General features: G+C 29.0%; 13 protein-coding genes. 5 read left to right on the forward strand and 8 right to left on the reverse strand.

All coding sequences use genetic code 11. From position 1 onward, the window contains the following. Positions 1-1,637: hypothetical protein (locus QZV12_RS11840; RefSeq protein WP_295622171.1), on the forward strand; the 1,637-nt coding region annotated here is incomplete at its 5' end. Positions 1,638-2,318: 681 nt separating this feature from the next. Here the strand turns inward: QZV12_RS11840 and QZV12_RS11845 are convergent. Both QZV12_RS11845 and QZV12_RS11850 read right to left on the reverse strand, forming a co-directional pair. After that, positions 2,319-3,620 carry a PD-(D/E)XK nuclease family protein gene (locus tag QZV12_RS11845; RefSeq protein ID WP_295622174.1) on the reverse strand — a complete coding sequence of 434 codons (1,302 nt, stop codon included), beginning with the start codon at positions 3,618-3,620 and terminating at the stop codon, positions 2,319-2,321. 156 nt (positions 3,621-3,776) lie between these two features. Further along, positions 3,777-6,302: an ATP-dependent helicase gene (locus QZV12_RS11850; RefSeq protein WP_295622176.1), complete on the reverse strand. Its 2,526-nt coding sequence runs from the start codon at positions 6,300-6,302 to the stop codon at positions 3,777-3,779. A gap of 525 nt (positions 6,303-6,827) precedes the next feature. On the opposite strand from QZV12_RS11850, the gene QZV12_RS11855 reads away from it, so the two are divergent. The 4 genes from QZV12_RS11855 (at position 6,828) to QZV12_RS11870 (ending at position 12,136) form a co-directional block, all read left to right on the forward strand. Further along, a complete protein-coding gene (locus tag QZV12_RS11855; RefSeq protein ID WP_295622178.1) occupies positions 6,828-9,575 on the forward strand; it encodes a DEAD/DEAH box helicase in 2,748 nt (915 codons plus the stop codon). Positions 9,576-9,631: 56 nt separating this feature from the next. After that, positions 9,632-9,937, forward strand: a complete 306-nt coding sequence (locus QZV12_RS11860; RefSeq protein ID WP_295622184.1) for a hypothetical protein — start codon at positions 9,632-9,634, stop codon at positions 9,935-9,937. A gap of 116 nt (positions 9,938-10,053) precedes the next feature. Continuing rightward, positions 10,054-11,133: a ribonuclease H-like domain-containing protein gene (locus tag QZV12_RS11865; protein WP_295622188.1), complete on the forward strand. Its 1,080-nt coding sequence runs from the start codon at positions 10,054-10,056 to the stop codon at positions 11,131-11,133. A gap of 583 nt (positions 11,134-11,716) precedes the next feature. Beyond that, positions 11,717-12,136 carry a nuclease gene (locus QZV12_RS11870; protein WP_295622190.1) on the forward strand — a complete coding sequence of 140 codons (420 nt, stop codon included), beginning with the start codon at positions 11,717-11,719 and terminating at the stop codon, positions 12,134-12,136. 321 nt (positions 12,137-12,457) lie between these two features. Here the strand turns inward: QZV12_RS11870 and QZV12_RS11875 are convergent, their stop codons facing one another. From QZV12_RS11875 to QZV12_RS11900, 6 genes are all read right to left on the reverse strand, one after another. Then, positions 12,458-15,238, reverse strand: a complete 2,781-nt coding sequence (locus QZV12_RS11875) for an SMC family ATPase (RefSeq protein ID WP_295622192.1) — start codon at positions 15,236-15,238, stop codon at positions 12,458-12,460. Between the two features lie 14 nt (positions 15,239-15,252). Then, entirely contained in the window at positions 15,253-16,641 is a 1,389-nt protein-coding gene (locus QZV12_RS11880) for a DNA repair exonuclease (RefSeq protein WP_295622199.1), read from the reverse strand. Between the two features lie 233 nt (positions 16,642-16,874). Continuing rightward, positions 16,875-18,383, reverse strand: a complete 1,509-nt coding sequence (locus QZV12_RS11885; RefSeq protein WP_295622202.1) for an ATP-binding protein — start codon at positions 18,381-18,383, stop codon at positions 16,875-16,877. A 142-nt stretch (positions 18,384-18,525) separates the two neighbouring features. After that, positions 18,526-19,614, reverse strand: coding sequence for a DNA double-strand break repair nuclease NurA (locus QZV12_RS11890; protein WP_295622204.1), 1,089 nt, complete (start codon positions 19,612-19,614; stop codon positions 18,526-18,528). 584 nt (positions 19,615-20,198) lie between these two features. Further along, complete coding sequence (locus QZV12_RS11895; RefSeq protein ID WP_295622206.1) at positions 20,199-20,948, reverse strand: geranylgeranylglyceryl/heptaprenylglyceryl phosphate synthase; 750 nt, start codon at positions 20,946-20,948, stop codon at positions 20,199-20,201. Positions 20,949-21,439: 491 nt separating this feature from the next. Beyond that, on the reverse strand, positions 21,440-21,586 hold the full coding sequence (locus QZV12_RS11900) for a 50S ribosomal protein L40e (RefSeq protein ID WP_048812436.1): 147 nt from the start codon (positions 21,584-21,586) through the stop codon (positions 21,440-21,442). Positions 21,587-21,906 lie beyond the last annotated feature (320 nt).

Here is a 21,906-nt window from a genome sequence, read left to right on the forward strand (position 1 = left end):
AGCGTTTTGCTATGTTAGGTGCTTCTGCTGCTTTGATAGGTTTTATGTTTTCTCAGACTATTAAATCCATTAGGGAATATAAGAAGATAGCTGCGGAAAGGGCTGGGATGTTAGAGCAGATTGATGGAAAAGGAGCAAATAATAATAATATTATGAATGAGATTTCGGAAGAAAATAGTATGCAATCAGGGAAAAGTGATTCTTTTATTGATAAGGGTAATGGAGGGAATAATAAACCTCTTATTGAAGAAAAGCCTAATGAAGTGAATGATAAACCTCTTATTAGTGACGACAGTTCAATTGATGCTAATCATAATCCTAATCCAAATCCTAATCCTAAATCTAATCCTAATCCTATTGAAAATATGAAAGATAACCTTACGAATACTATGACAGAAGAGGAATCTTTTTACTCTATTTCTCCTGGCGATGGTACACCCGAACCGAATATTAATCCTAAGGATATTCAAAATATTAAAATTGATGTTGAGAGCGGTGATAAATTTGGAAAATATAATGGATATAAAGAAAACAATTATAATATTGAGAATATAGATGAAAATGGAATTATGATAACTAAGGATGGAAAGCTACTACGGAAGATTGATTATAACAATATAAAAACTGATGTTTATACAGCCGATGGTAAAAAAATTTTTGATGGAATGACCATATATGATGCTGAAGGAGCTCCATTAAAATTTAATGAGAAAACCTTTTCTGGTGTTAGAAATACCCTAAAAGAATTTGCCGGATCCCAATATAATCCAGAGTATGATTATGTCGATAGTGGAGGAACTGTTTGGACCAGTGAGTATGTTGAAAATGTAAACGGTGTTGCTTATCATAAGGTATATCAGATTAATCCTAATAACATGGGAGAATATAGACTTTATGTTAAATATGATGAAAAAGTTAATTATTATAATTTAGATGGAGAATTAATTGACCATGCAAATATTGAGGTTAAGAATGGTCTTCCTTATGATAAGTACGGATCCAGATTATATAGGCAAGAAGACTTTAGTATGGTTATGAAAAATAAGCCAACTCTATATTATCATGATAGTACCAAAGCTCTTTATGATGAGTGGGGTAATCCATTTTTTGCAAATATAAACAATGTAAATGTTAAATATGTGGCAGGCAATGACTATTTTACTATAGATGGAAAATTAGTCCAACCTGAGGATATTGTGTTAAAGGATATAAATGGAGAATTAGTCCTCCCAGAGAATATTAATGGTCGTGATGTTTTTACTTATGATAGGTTTGGTAATAAACTCTATAGAGTCACTATTGGGGTGAAATCCAATAGTAATTTGGCATCCGGTAAGTCTGTGCTATGTAATTATAAGAGTAAAATTCCAGTGAAAGTTTATATGGATTCAAATGGGTATTTACATGATATGGCGGGTAATCTTCTTTTCGAGGTTGAAGTTCCTAGAACTAATCCAACCTTTAAGGATATATTTACAATTTGGAAGCTTCCAGACATATTTTCAAATCCTGATGAGAATTATAAAGGTAATTATAGTGGAGATTTAGGTTTGGATATTGATTTGGAGGATGGTGCTTTTGCAAAGTATGTTTCTCCAAATGCTGAGCAAGAAGCAATCGTCTATCCCATATTATAGGATGTAAATATCCTATTTTATTATTTCTTCGCTTAATATAAACCTAATCTTTATTTTTTTCTTTTTTGTGGTGTAAAATTTTTGTGGCTAAAAATCATTTTTTCAATTATATATTAATATTTAAATAATAAGTTTTTATTTTTAAGCCTAGATTTTTTTACACACTACTTTTTTTTAAATTTTTAAACTAAATATTTTTATCTAATATTCATACTTTTTTTAAAATATTAATCAAAATACACTATTTAATTCAAATACTATTTTTATTAATATTCAAACCTTTAAAAATAATTATTATAATTAATATTTTTTAATCTAAGGAATAGTGTAATAGGCTTATTTTAAAATTTCAAAACTAATGAATTAGGAATACTGTTATTTTAATTTTTTTTAAAATCAAGGAATTAGGAATACTGTTATTTTAATTTTTTTTAAAATCAAGGAATTAGGAATACTGTTATTTTAATTTTTTTTAAAATCAAGGAATTAGGAATACTGTATTTTTTAATTTTTTTTTAAATTAAGGAATTAGGAATACTGTTATTTTAATTTTTTTTAAAATCAAGGAATTAGGAATACTGTTATTTTAATTTTTTTAAATCAAGGAATTAGGAATACTGTATTTTTTAATTTTTTTTTAAATTAAGGAATTAGGAATACTGTTATTTTAATTTTTTAAAATCAAGGAATAGTAAATACCTGTTTTTCTGTTTCATCACATTTTCTCTTGTCACAAAATGTTCTAAAGTCACAAGCAGTGCATGTCCTTTTTTCAGCATCTGCCTTCCATGCTTCCTTAATTGAGTATCCATTCATTTCCTTTATCATTGATGATTCAATATCCCTTACAACCTTATCAAATTCCTTTAAAGAATCATTCATTAATTCCTTATCAATGTTTATGATTCTAATGGACCTGTCCATCTTAAACTTCTCTGACAAGTCTCTATGAATCGGCAAGTCAAATTTTTCATCCCAATGGATCAATCTATCCCAATCCTCTTTAAGAACAAATTCCTTGGAAATGTCTGTTTCATTATTCTTTAAATCTTCCCTAATAGCTACCAAGTCATCAGTTGATGGGACTAACTCATTTAAATAGAAAATGATTCCTACAACGGGCTTTTGAGAATTCTTTTGATTGTTTCTAAGCCATGCATAAGTCAATATCTGCCATTCATGCTGAATCCATGCCTTGAAATTGGCATATTCATCTGAATTATCCAAATCACCATTAATCATTTTTGATTGGATTTCTGAAAAATCATCTTTAGATGGTGCGCTAGGTCTTCTCATACCTTTATAATCAATGATTATCTCATATTCATCCAATCCATTCTTCAACAATTCCTTAAATTCATCATTGTTAGAGAGATAATTCAATATCTTATTCTTTTCCTCATTGTCAAAATAGGCATCCAATGTCTGCTGAAATGGCATATTATTGATTTTTTTAGACTCCTTATCCACCTTTTTAGAGCTTAATACATCAACAACACCATTTATGGAGTAATATTCTGATATTGCATTCTCATCGTCCAAATCCCTTAAACCCTTTAGCAAGACTTCAGTATCATCTATTAAAGGAAAGAGATGAGGTCCCCATTTATTGATTGATTGCTCTAACCTTGCACTATATATGTTGTCCTTAGGACCATAATTATTCAAGTATTCATATGGAGGATTTAATCCTTTTACCTTTAATCTACCTGTAATCAGTTCTTCTATAGGATAAATTTCACTTTCCCAATCCCATGGAAACTCCAGTTCATTATCATTTCCACGGTTTTTCCATTTTAGAAATGCCTCTTCCAATGCACCATGAATAAATTCACCAAACCACAATTGCACAGGCATTGAAGGTGTAAGATTTCCCTTATTTTGATAGCGATACTGTAAATTACAAGTTAAAAATGATAATAAATCACCAGTTAGGCTATATTCTGGTATAATGTATTCCTTTGATTTAGTTGATAATTTCATTTTCACACCAATAATTGATTTGTTCTAAAATTATTTTCTAAAAATATTATAATAAAAATAATTGATTTTATCTATAATTATTTTCTAAAATATTATAATAAATTTTGAAAAAAATTCATTCATAGTTTAATATAATTTACTTAAAATAACGATTAATTAAATTAAATATATATTGTCAAAACCTATAAATTCTTCATCCCTACTCCAACCTAAAGCAACGTTAGGTATTTTCATATGTTTATCATTTTTACTATATCCATCAATGTTTGGATTTAGTCCAACTAATAGCAAAAGATCTTTAGCTCTAGAAAATGCAACAAAGTATAATCTTGTCAAATCATCAAATGCACAGTCTTTAGAATCCCTATCATTTGTAGACAATGAACTGTACTTTTTAACTCTTTCCTGAATGATAGAAGAGGAATCTGCATTTTTTGGGAACCTTAGATTTGACTCATTCGATACATTCTTCTTAAATCGTGATCCAACATCTACAATGACAAGAGGGAATTCCAATCCCTTTGACTGGTGAATAGACATAATATTAAATCTATTAGATGGGACAACCTCAAATAAATTCTCATCTATTTGAACTCCTCCTGTGGCAATAGGTACGAAAATATTCAATAATGCCTCATTTATTGATTCCTTTTCAGCATCTGCTGAAGTGAAATCTATATTGGCAGAATATTTATTAAAGAAACTTGTTTGAGTGATTGTTTGAGTGATTGCCTTTAGATAAACAACTCCTTCATCGTCTTTCTGCATATCTGGAATCCATGTAACCAACTTATATGCCAATTCCATTAAAGCTGCCTTATCAGGCCATTTCATCTCCTTAGAATTTTCAGTGCTGAATGGCTGTCTCACTTGCCAATGGGTAACAAATGTATCAAGTGAAACTGGAGAGTGAGGGTCTGGATTGACATCATTCATATAGGAATTAGCCTTTCTGCGCCATGCGCTCATATTATTGTTTGCAGAGTTTGGAATCTTATCATTGGTTTTCTGATATCTTGAACCTGGATCAATGCACTCTAACATCAAGCCGCAGAAAACAGCAACGGAATCAATATTCTGCAAATCCTGTCCCCTTGGATTGAAGACATCAATTGGATGCCTTAATCTTCCCAACTGTTTTTTTAGGATAAATGGAAAAGTACGAGAGCCAACAGCAGTAAGTTCCTTTGGAGAGTATGTTAAGAATGCAATATCCTCTATAGAACCCTTTTCATCCAATTCAATTACAACATCCTGATGCTCCTTAGCCAAATCAAATCCAGAATCCCTATAATTTAATAATGTGGTCTTATCATCACTATTGAACTTCTTGTTATCATCTTTGGTTAGGATTCTTCTGATCTTTCGCTTGACAGTTCTGTTTCTATTCAATTCATCAATGAATTTTGCCAAATCTGTTGCCAGCATCTGTTCATTGTTTCTAAACATTCCCAATATAGGAATCTTCTTAAGAGAATCTGTAGAGCCATCTTCTTCAGATTGTTGAGGAGATTCGATTTTAGGCTTTTCATTTACACGGGCATGCTGATATTCCTCATCCAATTCAACAAAGTCATTGCATAAGTCAATGATTTCCTTAGAAGATCTGTAATTTGTTTTGAGGTTTACTTCCTGCGCCTTTATTCCAACCCTATCTATTCTTTCAATGAATTTAGTGAATAGGTCTACACTTGCTCCCCTAAACCTGTATAATGACTGGTCATCATCACCTACAACAGTAATGTTACCTCCATTATTTACAGCAGATTCAGCTATTTTAAAGTAAATGCTTTCTTGAAGCAAGTTAGTGTCCTGATACTCATCCACTAAAATGATCTTTACTTCATCAAGGAAAACCTTTAGGCTGTTTGAATTCAATCTGTTTAAAAACTCGGTTTCCAACATTGCAAAGTCATATATGTTTTGGCTTTGAAGCATTTCAACATATTCGATAATCAATTCCAATGCTAATCTCTTTCCTGAATCAGATGGTGAAACATCATTCAATATCTCATTGATGTCAACCATATTGTAATAAATGTGCTCCTTTATCTTAATTAAGGTCTCAGCCATTTTTGTTAGATTTTTTATCTTAGGCTTCTGCACAAGGTCTGATTCCTTTCCGCTTACTTCAGCCAAATACTCCTGCAATGATTCCATTTTATATCGGTTGTCCTTTAAGAGACATTCATTAATCATTACAGAATTAGCTACAAAGTCTTCAATCAAAATAGGCTGGCTGGTTCCTGCATCCCTATGTATCCTTAACAGTTCATCTGCTACACTATCAATGGTTCCTATATTCATTTGATTGAAATCAATCTTTTTAATTTCATCATATGCAGAACTGTCTATTTCACCATTTACAATCTTATTCATGATAACTGGAGCAATTGCCTTTTTTATCTTGTCTCCCCAGCTTAAGATACGGGATAAAAGCTCTTTAGCAGCCTTTTTAGTAAAGGTGGTAGCTAATATCTCATTAGGTGAAACATCATCCACAAAAATAAACTTTAATATCTTAAGAACCATAACAGTGGTTTTGCCTGAACCTGGACCTGCTACAATAAATAAGGATTGGTCCTTATCAGAAGAAATAGCTAAATTTTGATCCTTATTTGAAGAAATATCCCTTTCCAAAACATTTACAACAACTTCTTCAAATTCCTTAAAATCTATCAATCTATTACCCCGCTTACATTTTGCTTTAAATAATCTAATAATATTTTATTTCTTTATATAAATATAGTTTTCACATAGAGAAAATGAAAAATAATATTTTAAATTTAAATTCTATTAATAATATATTGTTATTTTTAATTTAAAATAATTAATGGTAAGTTTTATTAAATTCGATTAGCAAATATATATTTATTGGAAAAATTAATATTATATTGGAATATTAAAATCAGACTAAAAATTATAATTGATTAAGAATTTTTAATTAAAATATAATTAAAATAATATTTTAATTGAAATAATATTATAGGAATTAATTATAATTAGTAAAAAATTTAATGGAAATAATAGATTTTATAGGATAAAAATATAATTTTAATTGAATAAGAGATATTATTGATTAATTATAATTAAAATAAATTTTAGTTAAATGAATTTTATCAAATAATCAAATTAAATTTTCATAAACACTAAACTTTATATAAAGCAATGCAATAAATGATATTAAATAAATTGAAACTGATTATCATGACTAATATAGCTAAAGACAATGAAGAAATGGAAAATATCGATAAGTTTAAAAACGATATACGTTTTAGACGAAAAATCGAGCATGTAGAAACAATTCCATCTAAAGAAGCCAGCTATAGGAAAGTTGATGAGCTAGAAAAAAAGATCTTAAAATATCTTGAAGATAATGAAATAAAATTGTATAAGCACCAAGCAATGGCTATAGAAAAGTCAAGAGAAGACAAAAACATTATTATCACCACACCTACAGCCAGTGGAAAAACATTATCCTTTAATTTGCCTGTTTTGGAAGAGCTTATTAAGGACAATGACGCATGTGCATTATATATTTATCCGGCTAAGGCATTATCCTATGACCAATTAAAGGTATTGCGAAAATTTGATAAGGAACTTGACCTTGACTTGAATGCTAATCCATATGACGGAGATACACCTAAGGCAAAAAGGCCTAAAATAAGAAACGAATCAAGAGTGATTCTTACTAATCCTTACCAAATCCATTTGATTTTGCAATGGCATCACCAATGGAAACGATTTTATTCCAATTTAAAGTATATCGTTATTGATGAGGCTCATTATTACAAGGGAATCTTCGGTTCAAATGTTGCTTTTTTAATCAGAAGGCTTAAAAGAATTGCAAACTTCTATGGTTCCAATCCTAAATTCCTATTGTCTTCTGCAACACTTGCAAATCCATTGGAGCTTGCAGAAAAGTTAACTGGAGAGGAATTTGAATTGATTGATGAGGACAGCTCTCCAAGCGGTGAAAAGGACTTTATCCTATATAATCCATACAAGAAATTGTCTGTCCGTTCAGATGATGAAAGCCTTTCCATACACCAGGAAACTGAAAGAATATTCTTATACTTATTACTAAAGGACATTCAGACATTATGCTTCACATCCTCAAGAAAGATTGCTGAATTGATTGCATTATGGACAAAAAGGGATATGGAACATACAAAAAGGAAGTATGTAGATAGAATCTCAGCATATAGGGCAGGATATTTGGCAGAGGATAGGAGAGAGATTGAAGACGGCCTTAAGTCAAGAAAATACTTAGGGGTTACATCTACAAATGCCCTTGAACTTGGAATAGATGTAGGAAGCTTAGATGCTGTAATCATTTCAGGATTCCCAGGATCCATGATTTCAACATGGCAACAGGGAGGAAGGTCAGGTAGGGGAAATCAGAAATCCCTTGTCATCTTAGTTGCTTTTGAAAACCAGCTGGATCAATACTTTATGAAAAATCCTGAATTCTTCTTTGACAAGCCTCATGAAAACGTTGTCATAGACTTAAACAATGAAAAATTATTGAATAACCATATAATTTGTGCTGCAAATGAATTGCCTCTTACAACTGAAGAGTTAGGAGAAGTGTTTAATGTAGGAGAAGACTTTGCAGATGGAATCATTAAAAACAGAGACTTAAGAAAAAATGGAGCAGGATTGTATATCTATCCATATGACGATAATCCTGCATTTGAATTCTCACTTGATCAGATATCCAATGAAATCTTCAGCGTATTGAATGGAAATCAACTTATTGAAAGAATAGAAAGGTCTCAAATGTATAGGGAAGCTCATGAAGGAGCAATATTAATCAATAAAGGCCAAACTTATATTGTCACTTATGTTGACTTCAATACTCATGAGATAAATGTCATTAAAAGAGATGTTAATGCTCATACTGTAGCCCTTAAAAGAACTGAAACTAAAATCATCAAGAAGATTAAAAAAGTCAAAATAGGAGACTTTACAGTTCATTATGGTGAATTGGAAGTAGAAGAGGACTACTTTAAATACAAAAGAATGGAATTTTCAAAGGTAACTGGAACATATATCTTAGATCTTCCACCTTTAAAATTCAAAACAAAAGGATTATGGTTTACCATTCCAGATAGCGTAAAGGATGCCTTGGAGGAAAAATACAAAAAGGATAGTGAAGTATTCCCAGGAGGTCTTCATGGTGCAGAACATGCATTGATTGGACTTTTCCCACTCCATGTGATGTGTGACAGGTTTGACATTGGCGGACTTTCAACAAATTATCATGAAGATACTCAAGAAGCTTCTATTTTCATTTACGATGCTTATGAAGGTGGAATAGGAATCTGTGAAAAGGCAATTGATGTTTTCAGCAAATTGACAAGCTCTACAAGGAATCTTCTAAAGACTTGTGAATGTGAAAACGGCTGTCCTTCATGTATCTACTCTCCAAAGTGTGGAAACGATAATAAGCCACTTCATAAGAAGGCAACCGAATTCATTTTAGATTATATGTGGAAGGAAATGAATAAGCTTTCTCCTGAAGAATTATCCAATTTGGAAAAGGATGATATTGAAAATGAGATTTCATATAATGAAACCTATTATAATCAGAAATCAATTGAAAGCCAAAAAGATGAGATAATTTATAATCGGAAATCAAATGAAAGTCCAAATGAAGAGATAATTGAAGATATTGAATTTGAAGAGGAAATTGAAGAGGAAGCAGATCCTATAAAAGAGATGTATGAAGATGCATTAAGCGAGTACAATAATGGGAATTATGGCAGTGCCAAAGACATTTTAACCAATATAATCATTAAGGAAGATAGTGCTGATGCTTATTATCTTATAGGAAGGATATTATATAATCAAGAGGATAAGATGGGAGCCATATCTTTTGTGAAAAAAGCTATTGCACTTGATCCTGGACATGAAGATGCAAATGAATTCTTTATGGAATTAAAGAAATAATATTCGCTTAAAAATTAGTAATTCTAATTGATTTAAATATCCGGAAGGGTGATATCATGGAAATAAACAATGAAAATAAAAATGAAATCAAAGAGCAAGTCAATGTAGACATCAATGCTATCCTTGAAAAGCATGAGCTTCCTTATAGAATGGACGGTGTTTCAGTAATGAAAACCTCTAAAGGAACCAGTTTTTTAGGAAATGTAAGAGTTCATGACCCTGAAAAGGTTAAAGCGGTTAGAGCAGACATTGAATCCTACTTAAATAATTTTGGAAAAGTGGTTATTAACTCAAGGGATGTTGTTCCTTGCTGTGAAATGCCTTATACTTATATTACATTCCATATTCATTTTGATGAATAAATATAATAGAAATTATTGTAAAATAAACTATGAAAAATTATTCCTCATGATGAATAAATACTAGAATAATTGTGAATTAAATTAAAAAATACTTTTGAAACAATTTATATGATAATATGTCATCACGTAGACAAGAGCATGAAGCTTATTTGAAAAAGGTCTTATTCAGTTCATCTAATTCTTCAAATAGATCAAATCATTCAAATCCATCTGAAAAAGCTTTTAAAAAAACTGAAATGGATTCATACACTTATTTTAATAATCTAAAGCTTGGATTAATGAACAAATACAAGGATTGGAACTTTTCAGATATAGAGGGAAGCAAAGTCATTGAAAACATTTATGGAGAAACCTTAAGGATAACTAAAAGGAAAAAAATTGACTTTTCATTGGAAAATAAAAAGGAAGCTGTAAAAAAGGAATTGGCTTCCAATTTAAAATTAATTCCAGAAATTGGAGTTCAGATTGAATCCATGCTTAAAGATGAAGGATACAATACAGTTTATGATTTATTGAATCATCCCAAATACTGCGATAGAGCAGAAAATCTGATTAAAAAAATAGAAAAGAACTGCTTCATTAAAGAGTTTAAGCTATTGAAAAAATTGAATAAATACTCCAAATCCAACAACAATACATTGAAAGCATTAAGCTCTTTAGATCCATTTAATCTTAAATTTATGGATATTGAAACCCTTGGCTTATCCAGTGCACCTATAATATTACTTGGAATTGCTGAAATTAAAGGAAATTATATTGAATCCAATCAATACTTGCTTAGAGATAAGCAAGAGGAACCTGCACTTATTGAAGCATACCTGTCCCATATTGATGAAGCAAGCGTTCATGTAACCTACAATGGAGCAAGCTTTGATATTCCATTTATAAAAAATAGGGCAAGATTATATAGAAGGGACTGCGATTTGGATCAGACTCATTTTGATTTGATGTATCCTGCAAGGAACTTATGGAAGAATAAATTGCCAAACTGCAAGTTAACAACTATTGAAGAGCATTTATTTAACATCAAACGTATAGATGATGTACCTGGAGCATATATTCCAGGATACTATGATGCATACTTAACTACTAAGAACATAGGCCCATTGATTCCTATAATAGAGCATAACCGTATGGATATTGTATCTTTAGCTCATTTTTTAATGAAAATCTATGAGGAATCATTTAATGAATAAGATTGAATTAATATTTCATATCTTAAGTTCATTTTATTGCATTCTAAAATACATTTGAGTAATAATGATTTCCTAAATTTTATTAAATTTATCTGAATATAATATAACTTTTTATCAATGGCTTATTCTGAATAAAAATTAATAATTTTCATTAATTATCCAAATAAATAAGAAATAATACATAAAATAAACATTACATTTATATAAAATGAATTATAAAATAAAATATGAAGATAACCTTTTAAGGTAAGACTCTAACTAAGTTGAAGAATAAAAATTAAGTTATTTTTAAAAAATAAGATTATCCCATATAAAAAAAAAAATAAAAATACTTAATTTTTATCTTTTTTAGATTTATTTAACTATTTTTATAATTTTATTCAATCAAAATTTTTCTAAAAAACAAATTATCTAATTTTAAATGTTTTAAAAATTATAAACAAATAACTATTATTCTATAAATATCTTATGCCTTTGTTTAGAAAAAAATAATCAAGTTTCTTAATTAATTTTTTATATTAGGAAAACATATACGATATAAACATTAAATTAATATTAATTAAAATTTAAAAGGAAGGATAAAATGTTTGAAGAAGAACAAGACAACAAAATTTATAATCTTATTATCACTCGTGGAATCGACCAGGAAAATGAGTATGGCCAATTTACAGAAAAGCTATATTCAAAGCCAGATTTCTTATGGACTGAATCAATGGCAAGGGATTATGCTCCATTTGGAGAAAGTTTCTTTAAAAAAGTGGATGTCATTGTCATATTGTCTGGAATATATAATTACAATCAAGAGCCAATAGATATATTAATCAAAAAAGCAGAAGAATTTGACATTCCTATTCTTTTAGTATGTCCTTATGGTATGGAAATAGTTCCTGAAGAACTTGAAGCCAAAGCCAAAACTGTAGTAGGATGGAATGCAAATTGTATAGTAGAGGACATCAGATCTATAGTCAATGGAGACTTTGATGAACTCTGTGATGATTTTTAAATAAAATCTCCTTCTTTTTAATTTAATAAAATTAATTAAAAAACAATCAGTCAACAATCCATTATTAAATATCCCATTACATTAAAAAGATTAAAAAAATTATTTTTCATCTATTAATTTAAGCTAATAAAACAATAATAATAGATTCAAAAAAAGATATTAATTATATAATCCAAGCAATAATAATAGATTCAAAAAAAGATATTAATTATATAATCCAAGCAATAATAATGAAAGATAATAAAAAAAGTAAAATAAAAAATAAGATATTTAAATAAAAAATAGATAAGTACACATTATATACTTATCTAAAATCTATTTTTAACCATTTAATACAACCTTAGAAATACCATCTTTTTTAACTACTCTAATAAGTGTGTCAGCAGCATTTTCCAATTCAATATCATGGGTTACAATCAACATTTGAGGAATTACAGACATGCTGCGCAAGACAGCGATTAATTCTTGTCTTCGGAAACTGTCTAAATGTATTGTAGGTTCATCCAAAAGAATTGTTTCAATACTGCCTTCAGACATAGCTTGAGTAATTCCCAATCTTAATGCAAGGGCAATGGCAATCTTTTCACCACCACTCACCATATCAATATTGGATTCCCCTTCAGGTCCAAAAATGGAAATATTATACTCATTATCTAAAATCAAATCAGAATAATTGAAATTGAATTTTTCAAAAAAGTCCCTAGTGTATTTTTGAATCAATGGCCTTGATTGCCTTCTTAAGTCTCCTTGAATACCATCTTTACTATAGAAAGATCGGAAATCTTCAAGCAAGGAATAATATTCATTAACAGCAATAAATTCCTCTTTGTTTTTCATATTAATTTCAATATTCCGTTCCATGTCCTCTATTGTTTTTTCAAATAATTTTAGATTGTTGTCATTAACTGCTATTTCCTGTGAAGAGGAATTGAATTTATTGTTATACCTTTCCAGCAAAATATTCATATGATTATATGTTTCCTCATTATAGCTTGAATTTTCAATTGCCTTTACAATTTCCCTAATTTCCTCTTCCTTTTCGGCAATCTCTTTAGAATTGGTTTCTATCTTTTCTTCATATTCCTCTTTGCCTTTAATGGAACCTAATAAAACATGATATTTGGTATCCTTTTCAGTTAGTTGTCCAATCAAATCATTAAGCTTTTCTTCACTGATATCCATTGAAAGTTGGGTATCGGTAGCAATATAGCCCTTAAGCTTTTCACTTTCAATCTGGATATTGCCAAATATAGTATATAACTCATCTTTGATTTTTGTTTCATCAGGAAAAGATTTGAGAAGAGTATCTGCTTTCAAATACTTATCGTAATGAATTTGAAGTTCTTCGAATTCTTTGTTTTTTGATTCTAAAATCTTATTCAATTCTTCAAGTTCCTCTTTCTTGCCTTGAAGCTCTATGATTTTAGTGTTTACAAAAGACAAATTATTTTCAAATTTTTCAAGGTCTCCAACTATGTGCTTATTCTGATATATTTTTGTTTTAATTGAATTAAGATTAGTTAAATTAGCCTCTTTTAATGATTTCTCCTTATTTAATTTACCAAGAATTTCATTAATTTCATCAATCTTTTTATTATTATTGAATATAGTAGTCTCATACATAGTGACGAGCTCATTTTTCTTTTCTTCACTGATTTCAGACTGACAAACAGGACACTTATTTTCAACCCTCCTAATATCAGCTAATGGCTCATCCAAAGATTTGATTTCCTGATTTAAACTAAATGATTTATTTTTTAATTTCTCTATTTCACTGCTAAGACTTTCTATATCCTTTCTTAGATTAGTTCTTAGATCTTCAACAATGCTATCAATTTTACTTAAATCATCATTAGTTTTAATTTGAGGAATTTCCTTTTCGAATTGGGATAAAACAACTGATGAATCATTATAGAAATTATCCAACTCAGTTTTATATTTTCCAATATCTTTAGTTATATTGTTTTTTTCATCTTCCAATTCACTAATGCGTTTAAGTTCAGAAGACAACTCCACTTTATTATTGTTTAATTCCTTTATTTCACCATCCAAAACAATGTATTTCTCATAATTCTCCTTTTCATCATTTAAGGTATTTTTGAATCCTTCAATTTGAGCGAGAATTTCCTTATTGGTTTTATCATCTTCCTTGAACTTGTTTAATCTTAAAAGAGATTCCTTAAACTTATTATAGATAGGAAGTTTATCTGAAAATGGTTTTAAACGATTCATTTGCTCTTCATTTCTTAAAATCTCATTGTACTTAGTTGATAATGCCTCTTTAAATTTATTCAATCCTTTTAAATTATCATTTTCATGGTTTAATTTTAATTGAAGTGCTTCAAATTCAGATTTCTGTTTATCTAAATCTTCCTTTTCTTTGTTTTTCACTTCTATTTCTTTTTTAAGAGTTTCAAATTCTTCTTTTAAAAGATTATTTCTTTTATTCAGTGTGAAATATTCATCCTTTGCTTTTTTTAATTCAAAATTAAGTTCAGATTCAGGCTGAATCCTATCTTCTAAAACAGCTTTCCTAGTTTTATACTCTTCACTTACTTTAGGAAGATTTTCATAAGCCCTTTCCAATTCTTCAAGCCTTAAAAGTTTGCCTATTAATTTTTTACGGTCTGCAGGTGTTTTATCTATTAGCTCTGCTATTTCACCTTGCCTAATATGAATGGCATTCAAAAAAGTTGAGGAATCCATACTTAATATTTCCTTAATGTTATTATCCACATCCTTATTTCCAGAGACCATTATTTCAGCATTGCCATCCTTAACCAGATATAAATTAGAATAGAATTTACTTGAACCGGATTTAGTTATTACCACCTTCCTTTCAACAATATATTCATTTCCCTGAGAAATAAATGAGAGTTTTACAGCCATCTCAATTTTTTCTTTTAAATTCTTATTAGACCTTACTAAATCAGTGATATTTTTTGTAGTGTATGTTTTAAACAATGCAAATGATATGGCTTCAAATATTGAAGACTTTCCAGCACCATTTTCACCAACAATTAAACTAATTCCCGGATTAATGTTTAATACTGTATCAGCATGTGATTTAAAGTTTTTTAATTCCAATTTTGTGAATATCATCATATCACCCCTGATTAAAAGTCATCAAAGCTCATTTGCTTTGACTTTTCATTTTTTTCATCAAGTTCATCATCATTAATGCTTTCACTATCTAAAGAGTCGTCATGATTAAGGCTTTCACTATCTAAAGAGTCCTCATGATTAAGGCTTTCACTATCTAAAGAGTCCTCATGAAAAGAACCAATTTCATTGAGACTTGAAACATCGGAATTATCTTCCTCCTCATTCATTATGTCTTCTTCAGTGTTTTTCTCTTCATTATAGTAATTCTGCTTAAAATAAATATCTGAAATGATTTTTGCATCCTCTAACTTTCCATATGATAGCTTATCCAATAGATTTAATGATAATTTAGCTTTTTCAGGACCATATTTCTCATTAACTTTCTTATCCAATAATGTTCTTGGGTCTAAGTTTTTGGCTTTCTCTATTTCCCTGGAATCTTCCAATACACTATCTGGCTTAAATGTAGGTCTTAAATTCAAAACTTCCTTGCCTATTGCCTTTTGAATAAGATCATAAACTTCACCACTATTGAAATCCCCACCAACAACAGTTAAATCTACCATAGGCTTATTATCTATTGATTGAATTCTATTCTTTAGAGTAGCGATGCCTTCATTAAGATTTTTATATTCAATAATCTCTTGATAAAATTCCCTTGGAAGATCAATTTTAATCCGTTCTACTTGAGGAGTGTCCTGACTTAAATCAACAATGACAAAGCCTTTTCCATTTTCTCTAAAATTATCATTGGATTCACTGATTCTCAATATTTCCATAGAGCCTGGATAAACCAATTTGCCTTTTCCAAAATCTTCTACAATATAATTATGCATATGCCCCATTGCATAATAGTCAAAATTCTTTGGCATTTCATCCAATTCAATTTCATGTGTGCCTTCAAACATCCATTTGTCTATACCTTGATGGGAAACTAAAATTGACTTAAGATATTTATCCGCTAACTTTGACAATTGCCCATATGCATGTTTCAATGCCATGCTATAAGAACTGGGTGTATAAGGAGTTCCACATATCAATACCCCTCCTTCTGTATATGCATGATTGGCTGTTCTTATTAATTTAAGTCCTAAATCCCTAAACAGGACTTGAGGAGGCAATGCCCCTTGTCTTAATATGGAATCATGGTTTCCAGCTATTGCATATATTGGTATTTTTGCTTCATTTAATCTTATAAGGGCATTTTGAAAAGCAAGCAATGCTTCTGTAGATGGCCTTATATTATCAAACAGGTCTCCGCTATGAATTACAAAATCCACATCTTGTTCTATTATCTTATCTATATTTTTTTCAAATACATCATAAAAATCTGTTTCACGTTCCAATAGTCCAAATTGCATATAACCCAAATGACTATCAGACAAATGTGCAAAACGCATTTATATCACCCAATTTGTTTTTTTTTAATTAATGAGACTAAATATAATATCATTTAACTATCACTTAATTTGTTTTTTAATTAATGAGACTAAATATAATATAATTTAGCCAACACCTAATTTGTTTTTTTAATTAATGAGACTAAATATAATATAATTTAGCCAATACTCAATTTAATTAATGAGACTAAATATAATATCATTTAACTATTAATTGCCACATTATGATCTATTCAATATCCTCCGCTTAACTTGTTGAAATGGTCCAATTCCACTTGCAAAGCTTTTTCTTCATCTTCTTTATTGGTTTTCCACTGCTCAATAATATCCAAATCTCCACCACGTTGTCTTCCTTTAAATTCATTAATTTTTACAAGTGTAGGAACCTTTGTCATAAGCCCTAAAACTAAAGCTTCACCTATGTTCAAAGAGGGCAATTGCTTAACCAAATCTTCACTAAGGCTTTCACTTGCTGTTTGAACATGCTTTTGGTCTTTTGGCTCTACAAGCTTCAATATTATCATATTGTTTGCTTGAGCCAAAGTTTCAGCATCAACTGATTTAGGAGACTGGCTTACTAAACAAAGGCCTAAACCAAATTTACGACCTTCTCTTGCTATACGTGTAATCCAATATTTGCTGTTTGGATTTCTATTTTGAGGAGCTAAGATATGGGCTTCTTCAACAACAAAGAAGACAGGGAAAGATAATGCTTCACTATCATTATGCCTTACATATTGTTTTCTGCTTCTCAATGACCTTCTAAGGACATGTGCCACCAATACTTCTGCAGTGTTTTCATCCACTTGCCCTAAATCCAATACATTTGCCATTCCTGGTTTTATTTGTGTTAAGAAGTCACCTATATTCACATTCAATAACTTATCATATTTGACATTCAAGTCCTCTATCTTATTGATTACATCCATAATGTTTTTCTTGTTGTTGGTATCATATTCTTCATCATTATACCAATCATCTAAGATAAGGTATAATAATTCTATAAAATCAGCTGTACTTGCTGTTCCCTCTTTAACCAAATTTCTTGCCTTGTTGAATGCTCTTCTAAAATATCTCTCTTGTAGAGGAGCATTTGAAGGAATGCTTGCCAATTTCTTGATTTCTGAAAATTCCATATATTGAGGATTTATCATAGGTTCTATAACGTTTACCTTGCCGTTTGTAAATTCTGCATCAACATATTCTGAATGCATATCAAAAATAAGCATGCATCCGTTATACTCCAATAGCCCATCAATAATTACAGAAACTGTATTTGACTTACCTGCACCAGTCATAGCAAGTATTGCCAAATGCCTTGAAACCATTTTATTTATATCTACACCTACATCTACATCATCATTGTTTATAAGATGTCCAAGATTTAAAGAGTTTTCAATATGGAATATTTTTTCAAGTATTTCACTTGAAGCAAGATAAATAGGAGTTCCAGGAGGTGCAGGAGTACGAGGAAGTTTTAAATTATCATTCACATCCCCAAGGATAGTGATTTTTCCTTTAATATAATAGTCATCCCCTTCAATTTCACGTATCTTTGCTATGGTATCTGGGTCGTATATCTCACTATTCAATGAAACGCTTCCACGAACCATTGATTCTATCATACCTAAAATCTTTTTTCCATCACATTCAAGTGTTACATATTCACCTACTTGGGGCATTTCCTTTGAAATAAAACTTACTTCAATAAGAGATGTTTCTCCTACACATCTTCCAATCATTTTAAAACCTCTAAACTCAATATATTTTAAAATTATTATTTATAAATTAATTTTATCTGATAAATTTAATCTAATTAATATAATCTAAGAAATAAAATTTAATCTATATAATCTAATAATGATCTTTAAATCATAAATCAAACTAATTTAACATTTCACGGCCAGATTTATCCAAAAATCCAATTATTTTAGACAAAGTATTCATATCTTGATTTGAAATCACAACGTCTTTATGTGCCTTTTTTAATAAAAATGGATAACCTTCAGCTGAATTTGATTTAATGACTTTTAAAACTTTTCTTATTTCATCTAAATCTTTTGTATAATAAGGTAATTCTATTTTTATGATGTTTTTGCCATCATCAAGCCGTGCAAAGAATATGGTAAACCACAACTCCCTAAAGAATTCGTTTTCTATAGGAAAATCATGCTTTGTTTTATAGGTTACTTTTCTGTGATATGGTTCAGAAAATCCTTGTTTTCTAGTTAATCTATCTAAAATAGCCATATCTGGAATGTTTGCATAGAATAATTCATTACTTGATGATGTTTTAGAAATTGCAATTATTTTCTTATTGTTTTCCAAAAGATGTTTTAATGTAATTAAATTCTCTAAACTTTCTAAAAAAGTAATTAACGCATATTCGTCCATATCTGTATCTTCAAACAGTTCTTTAAACTCTTTTTTAAAGTTAAATGAGGATAATGATAACTCTTCAGATTTAATCTCAGATTCTAGCTTTTTCTTAACTAAATTTATAATATTGGCTTTATATTCCGGTGCAATATTCTTTTCTATTGGAATTGGGCGAATCAAATCACCTAATATAGATCCATCATCCATATAATAGTCAATATCAAAATCATGGAATGTCTTTATAGCTGTTTTTATCTCAAAAATACTCATCATATTACGCAGTCTTTCCTCAAGGAATGATTGATGAGGTATGATGTCCAATTCTGCTGATTCAATTGCCTTTAGTTTTGACTGTTCATCCATTGGATTATAAATTAAGGAATTGGCAGCTACAGCATAGAAATTAAAGCTTAGAAATTTCTTCTTATTATAGCTCCCATCTCCCGCTGCCAAAATAAAATTAGAATCTGTTGAAATTATCTCCTCTTCATGCCAATTGGATTCAATATCAATCTTTGATTCAGAATATTCTTCCAAGGGCTCATTGATTAAACCTTTTTTTCTAATAGCCTCTGTATACAATGAATTTAACATGTTAAAACCTAAAAATTATACTTTTGTTCTGTTTTTTGAAATAATTAGTATATTAAAATATTAATTTAATCTTATAAATAATTTTATAATTTAATATATATTTTAAATATTTAATTAAATTTTAGAAAGAGCATTTGGAAACTAATAAATAATAGTCTTGAATATTATAAAAAAAGAAAATAATTTAGGTAAAATTGTGACAACTGTTAATTGAAATTATCCTCATGATAATCAAGAGTTAATTAAATACTCTTAGTGGTTGAATGCAAAAAATATAGTTTTTTCAATATTTTTAAATTGGATAAGTTTTTCCTTCAATTATAAAATTTTATATAATAGAAAAACATATTAAAAAAATAAAGAGTTCTCATATGAACTCCGTAATGATATCTGATAAATTTAAAGTTAAGAATTCTTTTTGAATTCTTATACTTTAAGTTTTAAAACTATTTTTAAAATATATGCATAGCTTTTAATAAATAAAACTTTTTTTATGATTTTAAAAACTATAACATATTTTATTATTGAAATTATTAAAAAAAAGGATAATAATAGAAAAATAAAAAAAGAAAAAGAAATAGAAATTATTCAGAAGCTTTACGAACTCCTGCAACTATTTCTTGGATTTTACCTTTAACATCAGAGGTTTCTTCTACAACAGTACCGGTAACAACTATGTCTGCACCTGCTTTTGCTGCAATATAAGCTGCCACTCCATCACGAATTCCTCCACCTACAACAAGAACAATGTCTTGAGTAGCTCTTTTTGTATATGCAACCATTTCAGGAGGAATAGGTTTATCTGCACCAGAACCTGCTTCAATATAGAAGTATCTCATTCCTAAGTTTTCAGCTGCCATAGCATAAATAGCTGGGATTTTTGGCTTGTTTCTTGGAATTAGCTTAGCATCTCCAACCCAACCAACAGTTCCACCAGGTTCTGCTACTACATAACCCATAGGAATCTTTTCAATACCTGTTTTGTTTACTGCAGGTGCAGCCAATGCTTGAGCACCAATGATCCAGTAAGGATTGTTTGAATTTAAATAACTCATAAAGAATATTGCATCTGCATATTTGCTTGCACCATTAATGTTTCCTGGGAATAAGACAATAGGCACTTCAATATTTTCAGATAAAGCATTACATGTTCCATCCAATGCAGCAGTGTCTACAGTGGAACCTCCTACCATAATACCATCACTGCCACCTTCGATAGCTGATTTAGCAATAGATACAGCTTCCTCTGGGCTTTGTTCATCAGGATCAATTAAAGTTAAATGAATTTTACGAGTTTTTAAAATTTCTTTAAAATGAGCTTCTACATTTTCCATAAAACCACACTATCTTTTAAATTATTAGAAAATTTTTAATTTTAAATTATTCAAGATAATTTAATTAACTAATTATATTTATTTACTTATTAGTATTTAAAATTATTATAAAATCTTAAAGTTTTGATAAGTTGAATAGTTAAACATTAAACGATGAAAGAATTAAGAGTTTATTAATTTAGATAAAGTAGTAAAATGGTTTAAAATTGTTAAATTAAGTAAAAAAATCATAATGATAAATAGATAAAATAGGATAAAAATTAGTAAAATATAAGTAAAAATAGTTTAAATTAGATAAAATAGGATAAAAATTAGTAAAATATAAGTAAAAATAGTTTAAATTAGATAAAATAGGATAAAAATTAGGAAAATATAAGTAAAAATAGTTTAAATTGAATAAAATTAGATAAAATTAGTTTATTATAAAAAAAATATAAAAATCTAAAGAGAATATAAAATTCTCTTTTAATGTTTAAATGGATAGAATAGGTCTATCCTCTAGGTTCTTTTGCTTTGAATCTTAAACCTTTGTAACCACATTTTCTACAAGTAGTAGCTCCAGCAGGATTACGTGCATTACATTTTAAACAGATTTTTACATTAAACATTCTGTTTTCTGCTTCTTCAAATCTTGCCATTAAAAATTCCTCCATAATTCATTAAATTAATTGATCAATATAACTTAAATAGAAATTCATGAAAAAATTCAAAAGAAAAAATTCATTAAAATTCATAATAAAAGTTTTAAAAAGAATAAATTATGAATTACATTAACATGTAATTATAACTATTAATAAATATATAAATTTAATAGTATATAAATGTTAGGTTTATTTTATGTTTTTAATTGAAATTTGATGGTGTGTCACGATTAGGACCATCACCCACATTTTTCTTAACTTATTTTCCTTTAAATTTATATACAATGAAGTACAATCTATTATTATAGAAATAAATA

The sequence above is a fragment of the uncultured Methanobrevibacter sp. genome, from assembly GCF_902769175.1.
Lineage (GTDB): Archaea > Methanobacteriota > Methanobacteria > Methanobacteriales > Methanobacteriaceae > Methanobrevibacter.